Below are 12,205 nucleotides of genomic sequence, written 5' to 3'. Positions count from 1 at the left end.
AACACCCGGTCTGCGTCATTCTGACCGCCTGTTAATCAAACGCACCCCTCCAGAAACCTTGCAGGGCTGATCAGCACGCGCGGTCCGCTGTCTGCCTTTCGCGCAGTGATTTCCTGAAAGGCTTCAAAGTTTCACGGAGGCGGCAGGGATTCTGGGTTTTGTCCGTGTTTCACGGCCCCCAGATGTGTGCGGATGCCCCTGGAAGGCGCCCCTTGTACGTCGCTCGGGACTGCGGGACAGTGCGGGAGTTGTCTCCCCCACTGAGCCCCTTGGAGCGCCCAGCGATTATGCCCAGACTGCAACTTTTTGAATTAGAGGATCAGCCCTGGTTCCCGAAGGTGCTGCGCCGGGGCGTGACGGACTTCCTCGCGTACGTGTGGAGCCTGTCGGATGACCGCTATTCGGAGTTCGTGAAGCGGCTCAAGGGCGCGATGGCGGAGATGGGCGAGACGCAGCTGTTGGACATGGCGTCCGGCAGCGCGGGGCCGGTGCCGAAGCTGCTGGAGATGCTGGAGTCGCAGGAGGGCTACCAGGCGACGGCGCTCCTGACGGACCTGTACCCGGAGATCTCCGCGTTCGAGAAGGCGAAGGCGGCGAACCCCGGCCGCATCGACTACGTGACGACGCCGGTGGACGCGACCGCGGTGCCCGCGACGTACAAGGGCTTCCGCATCATGTGCAATTCGTTCCACCACCTGCCGCCGGACATGGCGCGCAAGGTGCTGGCGGACGCCGTGGCCCAGCGCCGGGGCATCGCCATCATGGAGCTGGTGGAGCGGCGCGGGCCGGCCATCGCGATGACGGCGGCGGCGCTGATCAACGTGCCGCTGACGACGCCGTTCATCCGCCCCATTCGCGCGGACAGGCTCGCCCTCACCTACCTCATGCCGCTCATCCCCATCGCGGCGGCGTTCGACGGCGTGGTGTCCTGTCTGCGCACGTACTCCGTGGAGGAGATGCGCGAGCTCACCCACGGCCTGAGCGACGACTACATCTGGGAAATCGACCGGCTCACCAACCCCGGGAACCCCTTCGGCCTGATGATGCTCATTGGCCGACCCGCCACCCCCTCGAAGGCCTGAGTGGCCTGTCAGCAGGAGGTCACTGACGCCCCGGGCCGACGCGGGGCGTCGTGATTTCCAGGTTTGAAGGGGGTTCAATGACCGCTCCTTCAACGAGGAGCAGGCTCATGGAATGGCTCGAATTCAAGCGTTGGTCACCCGAAGTCCAGCACGCGCTGGCACTGCAGGCGGCCCGGTTGGGCCAGACGGCGATGCACGCCGAGCCGCCGCGGCCGTCCGCGACGATGCTCGCCGCGCACCGCCTGTGCACGCTGCTGCGCCAGTACCCGCGCACCAACCCCTGGGGTCACCCCGCGTCGGAGTGCTGAGACGCGGATGAAGCACCCGGCCCGTCCGTGGGGGCACCACGGGCGGGACGGGAGCCTCCAGGGTGGCTTTCAGGTCCCGGTGGGGGTCCAGTTCACGCGCAGGTGCTGGATGGTGCGGATGGTCAGCGACTGCGTGTGACCGAAGTCCGGGTTCTCCTCCAGCTTCAGGTCCGGGAGCTTATCCAGCAGCAGGTTGGTGGCGATGAGCGCCTCCAGCCGCGCGAGCGGCGCCCCGATGCAGAAGTGGATGCCCCGGCCGAAGCCCAGGTGCGTCGGGTGGTGCCGGGAGACGTCGAAGTGCTCCCCGTCCGCAAGCAGCGCGGAGTCACGGCTTCCGGACGCGTAGAGCAGGAGCAGCCGCGAGCCCTTGGGCAGCGCGACGCCCGCGAGCTCCACGTCCTCCGTGGTGGTGCGGATCATCCCGTGCGCCACCGAGTCGAAGCGCAGCGTCTCCTCGATGAGGTGTGGCACCAGCGAGCGGTCCTCGCGCAGCCGCTGCCAGAGGCCGGGCTGGAGCAGGGCCTGCTTCCAGCACTGGGCGAGCAGCGCGGTGGTGGTTTCGTGGCCTGCCGCCAGCATGCTTCCGGCGATGGCGATGATCAGCTCCGGCAGCGTGAGCGCTTCGCCGTCCGCGTCGGTGGTGACCAGGTAGCTGATCAGGTCGTCGCGGGGGTCGTCCGTGCGGTCGCGGATGAGTCGGGCCACGTAGTGCTGGTAGGTGACCCAGCTGCGCGCGAGCGGCGGCTGCTCTTCAGGCGGAACGCGGGTGAAGATCATCCGGAAGAAGTCGTCACACCAGCGCTTGATGTCCGCCATGTCCTCCTGGGGCACGCCCGCCATGCCCAGGATGACCCGCACGGGCAGCGGGTACGCGAACTCCGTCACCAGGTCCGCGTGCCCCTTGCTCGCGAAGGCCTGGATGAGCTCCTCGGAGACGGCGCGGATGGGGGCTTCCTGCGCGGCGATGCGCTGGGCGGAGAAGCCGCGGCCCAGCAGCTTGCGCAGCCGGGTGTGCGCGGGCGGATCCGAGTTGATCAGGCTGTCCGCCAGGGGATAGCCCTCGGCGAGCACCGCGAGCGTCGCCGGAGACAGCACCGAACCCATGTTGCCCAGGTCCGCCGACGAGTAGCGCGTCGGATCCTTGAGCACGTGGCAGATGTCCTCGTAACGGCTCACCAGCCACATCCCCAACATGGGGTTGTAGCTGACGGGCGCGTCCCGTCTCAGCTCCGCATAGAACGGATGTGGATCCTCGACGTGCGGTCCCGCGAACGGGTTGTACTGGGCGCCCAGATGGGGGCACTTCATCGCGCCAGCGGCTTTGCTGGCGTGCGCATCGATGTGGATCGCTTCAGACTGCCCTTCCACCTTCACTGCTTCCACTGCGGTACTCACCTTGAGCTTCCTCTCAGGATCCCCCCACAGCGGAATATTATAACCCAACCTGACAGGTCTTCTCAGCGAGTCCTGCGAACCCCATCCATCAGGAATTCAGGGTTGCTAGGACCCAGGCTGATACGGGGGATGAGACAGAGCCTGTTTTCTCAGGACGGAGCGCTCCACCTTGCTCATGGCGTTCCGGGGCAATGTTTCAACTGCAACAAAGCGTGTGGGCACCTTGAAGCGCGCCAGGGACTGGCGGCACCAGGCGTCCAGGTCCTCCGGGAGGGTGTGGCCGGGGCGCATGACGACGAAGGCCACGGGAACCTCGCCCCAGTGCGGCTCCGGCACGCCGACGACGGCGGACTCCGCGATGGCTGGGTGGTTGGCGAGGACCGCTTCGATTTCGGCCGGATAGAGGTTCTCCCCTCCCCGAACGATGAGGTCCGTGCGGCGCGACAGGAGGGTGAGTCGCCCCTTCGCGTCCAGGACGCCCACGTCGCGGGTGCGCAGCCAGCCGTCATGGAAGGCATCGCGCGTGGCATCGCGCTGGCGCCAATAGCGGGCCATGAGCGTAGGGCCGCGGACCTCCACGTCCCCCTCGTGCCCTTCACCGAGCGTCTCACCCTCCGTCCCGACGATGCGGACCTCCAGTCCTGGCAGGGGCGGACCCGCGGTGCGGCCATCCGCTTCCGAGGGACGCTCGGTGGTGACCTGGGAGCAGGCCTCGGTGAGTCCGTAGGTCTGGAGGGCCAGGAGTCCCGCAGCGCGTGCCCTCGTGAGTAGGGCTGTGGGGACGGGGCCTCCGCCGATGAGGGCGCATTGGAAGGTCGCGGGCAGCGTGCGGTCCTGTCTCGCGTCCAGCACCCGCTCCAACGTGGTGGCGACGAAGCTGGCGTGGGACGCGCCCTCTGTGTCGATGGCGCGGTTGACGGCGTCCGCGTCGAAGCGCTCGTGCAGGAGGAGGCAGCCGCCCTCGTACGCAGTGCGCGTGAGCATGGCCAGGCCGCCGACGTGGAACAGGGGCAGCGTGCCCAGCCAGCGCGGCGCGGGGTGTGCGCCCAGGTTCGCGGCGGAAGCGCGGCATGAGGCACGGAAGGCACCTTCCGTGAGCACGGCGCCCTTGGGCCTTCCCGTCGTTCCGCTGGTGAAGAGGATGACCCGGGACGTGTCCGCGTCCCAGGCGCGGGCGGGCACTGCGTGGGTCGTCACTCCGTCAGAGATGGACTCCAGGACCTCTGCATCCGGGAGCCGGTCCCGCAGGGCTCCGAGCACCAGCGTGAGCCGGGGCTCGATGTCCTCCATCAGGGGTTGCAGCTCCGCGGGCGTGAGCCGGGCATTGAGCGGGGCGAAGATCGCGCCCAGACGACCCAGCGCCCAGAAGAGGAAGGTCACCGACGGGTGGCTCGTGGACAGCAACGCCACGCGGTCGCCCTGCCCTATTCCTCGCGCGGCCAGGGCTTGCGTCCAGCGCGTCACCTCTTCGTCCAGCGCGTGGAAGGTCCAGGTCTGTCCCGTGAAGCGCAGCGCTTCCGCATGGGGATGCAGTCGCGCGCCTTCGCGGATGGGGCAGTCGTAGGTCATGGCCTCGCTCCTCCCAGGAGTTGGATCCCGCGGGCCTTCGCGACGAAGGCCCAAGCGCATGGCTCAGTGTTCCCGGCTGAAGTCCGGGCTCAGTCCAAGCCCGGGCATGTCGCGCAGCCGCACGAGTCCCCGCCGGGGTTGATACGGATGATCCCGTGGCTCGTCCGCGAAGAGCCGCCCCACGGCGAGGCCGGATGCCATTTCGCCCGAAGGCAGCGCGGAGGCCAGATGCGCGGCGCCGGCTCGGGCCACCACGCCGTCGATGGAGCTGGTGACGTACGCGTGCATGCCCAGGTGGGCCGCTCGCAGCGCCACCACCATGGAGGGCAGCAGCCCCCCGAGCACCATCGGCTTGATCACCACCGCGCCCACCGCCGGCCCACCGCCCAGGTCCATCGTGAGGAGCGTGCGCACCGCAGCGGGCGTGGCGAGCGTCTCGTCCGCGGCGATGATGCACGGGGCTCGGCGCTGCACCCGCCACAGCGCCTGCAGATCCTCCGGCGGCGTGGGCTGCTCCACCAGTTCCAGGTCGTACCAACCCAGCCGATCCAGGGCGCGGTTGGCTTCGGGCTCCGTCCAGCCACCGTTCGCGTCCAGACGCAGGCGCACGCGGGCTCCCACGGCTTCGCGCACGGCCCGGACCCGCGCTTCGTCCGCGTCCAGCGAGCGACCCGAGACCTTCACCTTCAGCGTCTGATAGCCCTCCTCCACCGCCTCTCGCGCTTCCTGGGCCAGGGCTTCCGGTTCCTCCGCGCTCAGCAGCGCGTTCACCAGGACCTCCTGCCGCGCCTCCTCCGCGAGCAGCCAGCACAGGGGGATGCCCTTGCGCTGGGCCACCAGATCCAGCAGCGCCAGCTCCAGGCCATGCTGCGCGGCGGGGACGGGCTCCTCCGGATCGATGCCTCGGATCCGCGCGCCGCGCTGGCGCACCTCCTCACTGGCGGTCGGGACGAGCGTGGCTTCGATGCCCTCGATGCTGTCCTCCAGCGTCTGGCCCTTGAGGGAGCTCAGCCACCCGCGCAGCACCGTGTGCGTGGTGGCCAGGGACTCCGTGCCGAACTCCGGCAGCGGCATGGCTTCACCCTGCCCTATGCGACCTTCCTCGTCGCGCAGCCGCACGATGAATCCGTCGCGCGTGGCGTAGGTGCCCCTCGCCGTATTCAGGGGGTGGGCCAGCGTGAGGTGCAGCGGGGTGAGCGTCGCTTCGGTGATGCGCATGACGCTCCTTCAGCGCAGGTACAGGCCGACCGCGAACAGCAACCCGAACAGCATCTGCAGCTTCGCCGTCCCGCCTAGCGCGGGGTTGAGCGCCGCGCCCTCCGCCTTCAGCATCAGCTTCAGCGGCGGCACCACCAGCGGCAGGCTCAGGAGCGGCAGGAAGACCCAGGCGCTCGCGTAGCCCCTGGCGAACAGCACGAACGGCGTGACGTAGGAGGCCACCAGCAGCAGCACGTACTCCGCGCGGCCGAAGCCCTGGCCAAAGCGCACCACCATCGTGCGCTTGTGGGCCTTCACGTCCGTGCTCGCGTCGCGCTGGTTGTTCACCACGATGAGGCACGTGCCGATGGCGCCCACCGGCACCGACGCCCACCAGGCCGCTGGGCTCACGAAGCCGGCCTGCACGTAGTACGTGCCCGTCACCGCGACGATGCCGAAGAAGATGAGCACGAACAGGTCGCCCAGGCCGAGGTAGGCCAGCGGAAACGGGCCTCCCGTGTACGCGTAGCCGCACAGCAGCGAGGCCACACCAATGGCCACGATGGGCAAGCCGCCCACCGCCACCAGGTACAGGCCCACCAGCGTCGCCAGCGCGAAGCACCCGAGGCCGCCCAGCAGCACCGTGCCCGGCGCGATGAGCCCGCTCTGCGTCACGCGCTTGGGCCCCAGGCGCTCCTCGGTGTCCGCGCCCTTCTTGTAGTCATAGAAGTCGTTGATGAAGTTGGTGCCGATCTGGATCAGCACCGCGCCCACGAGCGCCGCCAGAGCGGGCAACAGGCGCCCCACGCCGTTGCCGTACGCGAGCGCCGTGCCCACCAGCACCGGTACCGCGCCCGCAGTCAGCGTCTTCGGACGCACGGCCATCAGCCACGTCTTCAGCGTGGGCCGGGGACGCGCCGCATCGGGAGGGGTGCTCACCAGGGTTGTCACGAGTGGGTCGCCTCTCGCGCCAGGATGGCGTGTTCGAACTGCGGCGCTTCGTACCAGGGCGTCTGGAGGAACGAGAGCACTTCGCGCACGTACTCCTCCGGCGCCTCCAGGTGCGGGGCGTGGGTGACACCGGCGAACGCGTGGCGCCACACCACCGGCAGCTCCGCCGCCATGCGCCTTGCCAGGGCCGTGAACTTCTCGTCCTGCGCACCGGTGAGCAGCAGCGTGGGCAGTCGCTGGCGGTGCAGCGCCGGCCAGTAGTCCGGCTGCACGCCCAGGCCCAGGGTCTCCAACGCTCCGGCCAGTCCCTGCGCCGTGCATGCCTTGCGTCGCTCGCGCAGCGAGGCCTGCTCCGGATCCGGCAGGCGGCGCAGTCCGTCGAAGAGGGGCAGCGCTTCCCACCGCTCCACGAAGGCGTCCACGCCCTTCGTGCGAATGAAGTCCACGAGCTTCGAGTCCGCCTCGCGCCGCTCGGAGCGCTCCTGGCGGCGGTGCAGCCCGGGCGAGCCGCTCTCCATGATCAGCCGGCCGAAGCACTCCGGCGCGCGCACCGCGGCGCCCAGCGCCACCCGCGCGCCCTGCGAATAGCCGAGCAGATCCACCTGGCCCCCCAGCTCACGCGCCAGTCCGACCACCGCCTCCACCGTCTCCAGGAAGCCGTCGCGGCCTGCCTTCTCCGGCAGCGGCGTGCGGCCGTGCCCGGGCAGGTCCACCGCGACCACGCGCACGGAGCGGCCGAGCAGCGGACGCAGGTGCTCGAACGTAGCGCCGCTGCCGGTGAAGCCGTGCAGCGCCAGGAGCGTATGAGGTCCTTCACCCCAGCTGTCGTAAGCGAGCGTCACGCCCATGGTCCTTCTCCCAGTGCGGCGGCCATCCGCGCGAAGAGGTGTCGGTGCGCATCCACGTTGGTGGCCCGGTCCACCTGGACCTCCACCAGATGGAGGCCTCCTTCCAGCCCGGCTCGCACCGCCGCGCGCAGGGCCGTGGGCGTCGTGGGCCGCTCGAAGCGGGCGCCCGCGAGCGCCGCCGCGTGCGACAGGTCCACGCCGTGCGGCGTGCCGAAGAGGGCCTCGAACTCGTCCGGCTTCGCCACCTGCGCCAGCGGCAGGAAGGAGAAGATGCCGCCGCCGTCGTTGTTCACCACCACGACCGTCAGGGGCACGCGCGCCCGCGCCGCGGACACGAGCCCGCCCACGTCGTGCAGCAGCGCCAGGTCGCCGGACAGGAGCACCGCCGGCCTGCCCGCCGCCGCGGCCATGCCCGCCGCGCTGGACACGATGCCGTCGATGCCATTGGCCCCGCGGTTCGCCAGCACGCGCAGCGGCACACCGCCACCGTGCGCGAACGCGTCCACCGCGCGGATGGGCATGCTGCTGGACACGAAGAAGAGCGCGTTCGCCGGCAGCGCCGCCACCACCTCGCGCGCCAGCCGGGGCTCGGTCAGCACGTCGGGCTGTTCTCCGATCGCCTGCTCCAGCGCGTTGCGCGCCACCCGCTCCGCGTTGACGAAGTCCTGCGCCCAGCGGCCAGCGCCTCGCGACAGTCCTTCCGTCAACGTGCGGCACGCGAGCACCGCGTTGCCTTCCACCACCCGCGTGGCCCGGTGCGCCGGGTCGTACAGCGCGCCCTCGTCGCTGAAGACGGTGATGTCCGCGCCGGAGGTGTCCAGCCACTGCTGCGGCGACTTGGGCGTCAGGCCGCCACCGAAGCGCAGCACCAACTCCGGCGTGTGGCTCCGCGCGAACGGCTCATGGCGCAGGAGCGCGTCGTAGAGCGACACGGTCAGCGGGCCGCCTCCGTAGCGCGCCTGCGACGTGGCCTCCGCAAGCACCGGGTAGCCCGTGGCCAGACTCAGCGCGGTGATGGCCTCCGCGAAGCCGTCGTCCTCATCGCGAGGGCCGCACACGATGACGCCGCGCTCGGTGGCTGCGATGCGCGCGCGCACGTCCTCCAGCACCGCCGCATCCGGAGCCCGCGACGACTGCGCGATGCGGGTGAGGGGCGCGTCCGTCCGCCCTTCCCTCGCGAGCGCTGTCAGCTTCTCCGCGCCGAAGTCCTGCGGGATGGGCGCCAGCGGTTCACGAAACGGCACGTTGATCTGCACGGCGCCTCGGGGCGCTCGGCACGCGGTGCTCACCGCGCGGGCGGCCGTGGCCCGCAGGTGCGCGATGGCGGGGCTGCTCGCCTCGGGCATGCCCACGTCCGCGAACAGCCGCGCGAAGTCACCGTAGAAGCGCGCCTGGGGCACTGTCTGCGGCGCGCCCCAGCCCTGCAGCTCCAGCGGCCGGTCCGCCGTGAGGATGACCAGCGGCACCTGGGCCATGGCCGCCTCGACGACCGCCGGGAAGAAGTGCGCGCCCGCCGAGCCGCTCGTCGCGACCAGCACCACCGGCTGACGCGACTGCTTCGCCATGCCCAGCGCGAAGAAGCCCGCGCTCCGCTCGTCGATGACGGACCAGACGCGCAGGCCCGGCGTGTGCGCGCATGCGAGCGCCAGCGCCGATGAGCGCGAGCCCGGACACACCACCGCGTGCCGCACGCCGCCCCGCACCAACTCCTCCAGGAGGGCTCGCGACCACAGCACGTTGAGGTTGGCGTCCAGGGACTTCACCGGCCCCCCAGCGCTCGCAACATCGCCAGACTCTTCATTTCCGTCTCCCGCCACTCGGACTCCGCGCTGGAGCCCGCGACGATGCCCGCGCCCACGAAGAGCCGGGCCTTCGCACCGCGCACCAGCGCCGAGCGCAACGCCACCACCAGATGCGCACGCCCGGGGCCTACCCAGCCCACCGGTCCCGCGTACCAGCCTCGGTCCAGGGACTCGTGTTCCACCAGGAATGACAACGCGCGCTCGCGCGGCGTGCCGCCCACCGCGGGCGTGGGGTGCAGCGCCGTGACGACCGTCGCGGTATCCACACCGTCCGCCAGCTCCGCGCGGATGCCCGTGCGCAGGTGCACCACGTTCTTCAGCGCGAGCACCGACGGCTGCGCGTCCGCGGACACACTCGCCGCCACCGGCGTCAACGCCTGGAGGATGTAGCGCACCACCGCATCATGCTCGCGCCGGTCCTTGTCGCTGGCGTCCAGCGCATCCGCGCCACCCGGCGCCGCGGACCCCGCGAGCGCTTCCGTCTCCAGCCTGCGCCCATCCACCCGGCACAGCGTCTCCGGCGTCGCGCCCAGAAAGCCCGTGCCGTCCGGCGCGCGGAAGAAGAACGTCGCGCATCTCGGGTTCTGCTCGCGCAGCCGCGCCAGCACGTCCACCACGTCGAAGGGCTCCGGTCCCTCCGCCTCCAGCGCCCGGGCCAGCACCACCTTGTGCAACTGGCCCGCGCCAATGGCCTCCACCGCGCGGTCCACCAGCGCCTCGAAGTCCGGCCGCGACGAAGCCGTGCGCAGCGCGACCGGGGCGCCCAACGGATGGCGGTAGGACTGGGGGAAGGACGCCCGCACGCGCTCCAGCCGCGAGCGCACCACGTCCTCCGCGCCCGGCCCCTCTGGAGCGAAGACCGCGACCGCCAGCGCGCTGCCCTCGCGCCACACCAGCACCTCCGGCAGCGTCCAGCGGGCCAGCCCGTGCGAGCGCCACGCGCCATCCACCGGCTGCGTGGGACTGAAACGCATCCCGCCGAACCAGGGGCCCGGCATTTGAGGGGACACCGCGTCCAGCCACCGCACGCTGTCGTACCCGAGCGCGCCCAGGACCGAGGGCAGCTCACCGGGCGCATGCGCCTCGAGCACGCCCGCCTCGCCCCACCCCGCCACCGCCTCGCGCGCCACCGGCCGCTCCCAGTACACGGAGGGGACGCCGAGGCTGCCCGCCCCAGCCAATGGATCCACTCCAGGCAGGGGCATCATCCCGGCGACCCATCGCGGATCCTCAGCGGGACTGAGCGGCGTCATCAGCCATTCTCCTGCACCTCGGGGGAGGCGAGTGACATCACCTTCGATTGTCTTCTAAGCGATCTCGGCTATACATGCACCAAGGAGTTCAAAACCGCTTGAACTCCATGGAATCCGAATTCCAGTAACTCCAGCGAGGGAGCCGCCGTGGGAGGCCAGCAACCAGACGACCCAGCCGGGCGGCGTGACCCGGGTGCACACCGCGTCCTTCGCGCAGCGCGTCCAGCAGGCACGCGCGTCCAGGTGGGGGCCGTGGAGGTGGGCGGGCCCGGCTTCGTGGTGATGGCGGGGCCGTGCGCGGTGGAGGGTACGGAGCAGCTGGAACTAGCGGCCCGCGCGGTGGCGCAGGCGGGGGCGCACCTGCTGCGCGGAGGCGTGTTCAAGCCGCGCACCAGTCCGTACGCGTTCCAGGGCATGGGGGAGCCGGGGCTGAAGCTGCTGGTGGACGCCGGACGGCGCCACGGACTGCCCATCATCAGCGAGGTGATGGAGACCGAGCAGCTGCCCCTCATGGCGCAGCACGCGGACATCCTCCAGGTGGGCGCGCGGAACATGCAGAACTTCGGGCTGCTGCGCGCGCTGGGGAAGCTGCGCAAGCCGGTGCTGCTCAAGCGCGGGTTGTCCGCCACGGTGCAGGAGTGGCTCAACGCCGCCGAGTACATCCTGGCGGGCGGCAACGAACAGGTGATGCTCTGCGAGCGCGGCATCCGTACCTTCGAGACCGCGATGCGCAACACGCTGGACCTGGCCGCGGTGGCGTGGGCGAAGGAGCGCACGCACCTGCCGGTCATCGTGGATCCTTCGCATGCGACGGGCATCCCGTCGCTTATCACTCCCATGTCGCTGGCTGCCGCGGCCTGCGGGGCGGATGGATTGTTGATTGAAGTCCACCCCCGGCCGGAGCAGGCATTGTGCGACGGGCAGCAGGCGATGTCGCCCGGGGATTTCGCTACGTTGATGCAACGGCTGCCGGGCGTGCTCGCCGCGGTGGACCGTCACCTTTGGACGCCGGCGGGGCCGGCACAGATCGCGGGGGCGCGATGAGCACCGAAGTCCGTCAGATGTTCTCCTCCATCGCCACGCGCTACGACGTGACGAACGAAGTCCTCTCCTTCGGCATCCACCGGCTGTGGCGGCGCACGGCGGTGAAGCTCAGCGGCGCGAAGGAAGGCAGCCAGGTGCTCGACTGCGCCACCGGCACGGGCGACCTGGCGCTGTCGTTCAAGCGCAAGGTGGGCTCCACGGGCCGCGTGGTGGGCACGGACTTCTGCCCGGAGATGCTGCAGAGCGCGCCGGCCAAGGCGGCCAAGGCGGGCCTGGACGTGGAGTTCCAGGTGCAGGACGCCATGGCGCTCACCCTCCCGGACAACAGCTTCGACGTGGCGTCCATCTCCTTCGGCATCCGCAACGTGGATGATCCGGTGAAGTGCCTCCAGGAGATGGCGCGCGTGGTGCGCCCCGGAGGCCGCGTGGTGGTGCTGGAGTTCGGCCAGCCCACGGGCCCCTACGGCGCGCTGTTCCGCTTCTACAGCAAGACGGTGATGCCGGCGATTGGCGGCCTGCTGACGGGCAACCGCGCGGCGTACCAGTACCTGCCCCGCACCGCCGCGGCCTTCCCCGCTGGCGACCGCTTCCTCTCCCTGATGGACCAGGCCGGCGCCTACGCTGAGCGCGCCGCCCACCCCCTGCTGTTTGGAACCGCCTACGTCTATGTCGGAACCGTCCGTTGAGGCCCGGCGCCTCCTTGTCTCGCAAGTCGTTGCGTCGGTAGATCCCAGACTCCAGCAGGTGCTCCAGGGG

General features: G+C 70.5%; 11 protein-coding genes. 4 read left to right on the top strand and 7 right to left on the bottom strand.

Annotated elements, in window-relative coordinates:
* Positions 1–287: 287 nt before the first annotated feature.
* Both D7Y04_RS14975 and D7Y04_RS14970 read left to right on the top strand, forming a co-directional pair.
* Positions 288–1,082 (top strand): class I SAM-dependent methyltransferase, encoded by a 795-nt coding sequence (locus D7Y04_RS14975; RefSeq protein WP_126932977.1) that lies wholly within the window; start codon positions 288–290, stop codon positions 1,080–1,082.
* A 107-nt stretch (positions 1,083–1,189) separates the two neighbouring features.
* Positions 1,190–1,390, top strand: coding sequence for a hypothetical protein (locus tag D7Y04_RS14970; RefSeq protein ID WP_014397314.1), 201 nt, complete (start codon positions 1,190–1,192; stop codon positions 1,388–1,390).
* A gap of 69 nt (positions 1,391–1,459) precedes the next feature.
* Here the strand turns inward: D7Y04_RS14970 and D7Y04_RS14965 are convergent, their stop codons facing one another.
* The 7 genes from D7Y04_RS14965 to D7Y04_RS14935 all read right to left on the bottom strand — a co-directional run bounded on the left by D7Y04_RS14965 (position 1,460) and on the right by D7Y04_RS14935 (position 10,405).
* Positions 1,460–2,785: a cytochrome P450 gene (locus D7Y04_RS14965; RefSeq protein WP_120596356.1), complete on the bottom strand. Its 1,326-nt coding sequence runs from the start codon at positions 2,783–2,785 to the stop codon at positions 1,460–1,462.
* A 105-nt stretch (positions 2,786–2,890) separates the two neighbouring features.
* Positions 2,891–4,354 carry an o-succinylbenzoate--CoA ligase gene (menE, locus tag D7Y04_RS14960; RefSeq protein ID WP_121759763.1) on the bottom strand — a complete coding sequence of 488 codons (1,464 nt, stop codon included), beginning with the start codon at positions 4,352–4,354 and terminating at the stop codon, positions 2,891–2,893.
* Positions 4,355–4,417: 63 nt separating this feature from the next.
* Positions 4,418–5,572, bottom strand: coding sequence for an o-succinylbenzoate synthase (menC, locus tag D7Y04_RS14955; protein WP_121759762.1), 1,155 nt, complete (start codon positions 5,570–5,572; stop codon positions 4,418–4,420).
* 9 nt (positions 5,573–5,581) lie between these two features.
* Entirely contained in the window at positions 5,582–6,502 is a 921-nt protein-coding gene (locus D7Y04_RS14950) for a 1,4-dihydroxy-2-naphthoate polyprenyltransferase (protein WP_120596359.1), read from the bottom strand.
* A complete protein-coding gene (gene menH, locus D7Y04_RS14945) occupies positions 6,499–7,350 on the bottom strand; it encodes a 2-succinyl-6-hydroxy-2,4-cyclohexadiene-1-carboxylate synthase (RefSeq protein ID WP_120596360.1) in 852 nt (283 codons plus the stop codon). Before menH ends, D7Y04_RS14950 begins: the two co-directional genes overlap by 4 nt.
* A complete protein-coding gene (menD, locus tag D7Y04_RS14940) occupies positions 7,341–9,113 on the bottom strand; it encodes a 2-succinyl-5-enolpyruvyl-6-hydroxy-3-cyclohexene-1-carboxylic-acid synthase (protein WP_233601423.1) in 1,773 nt (590 codons plus the stop codon). The genes menH and menD overlap by 10 nt, the downstream gene beginning before the upstream one ends.
* Positions 9,110–10,405 carry an isochorismate synthase MenF gene (locus D7Y04_RS14935; protein ID WP_121759761.1) on the bottom strand — a complete coding sequence of 432 codons (1,296 nt, stop codon included), beginning with the start codon at positions 10,403–10,405 and terminating at the stop codon, positions 9,110–9,112. Before D7Y04_RS14935 ends, menD begins: the two co-directional genes overlap by 4 nt.
* Positions 10,406–10,552: 147 nt before the next feature.
* On the opposite strand from D7Y04_RS14935, the gene aroF reads away from it, so the two are divergent.
* Both aroF and ubiE read left to right on the top strand, forming a co-directional pair.
* Positions 10,553–11,449 carry a 3-deoxy-7-phosphoheptulonate synthase gene (gene aroF / locus D7Y04_RS14930; protein ID WP_120594055.1) on the top strand — a complete coding sequence of 299 codons (897 nt, stop codon included), beginning with the start codon at positions 10,553–10,555 and terminating at the stop codon, positions 11,447–11,449.
* Positions 11,446–12,135: a bifunctional demethylmenaquinone methyltransferase/2-methoxy-6-polyprenyl-1,4-benzoquinol methylase UbiE gene (ubiE, locus tag D7Y04_RS14925; protein ID WP_121759760.1), complete on the top strand. Its 690-nt coding sequence runs from the start codon at positions 11,446–11,448 to the stop codon at positions 12,133–12,135. The genes aroF and ubiE overlap by 4 nt, the downstream gene beginning before the upstream one ends.
* The last annotated feature ends 70 nt before the right edge of the window (positions 12,136–12,205 follow it).

This window comes from Corallococcus sp. AB038B (genome assembly GCF_003668955.1).
Lineage (GTDB): Bacteria > Myxococcota > Myxococcia > Myxococcales > Myxococcaceae > Corallococcus > Corallococcus exiguus.
This window is presented reverse-complemented; position numbering and strand designations above follow the sequence as displayed.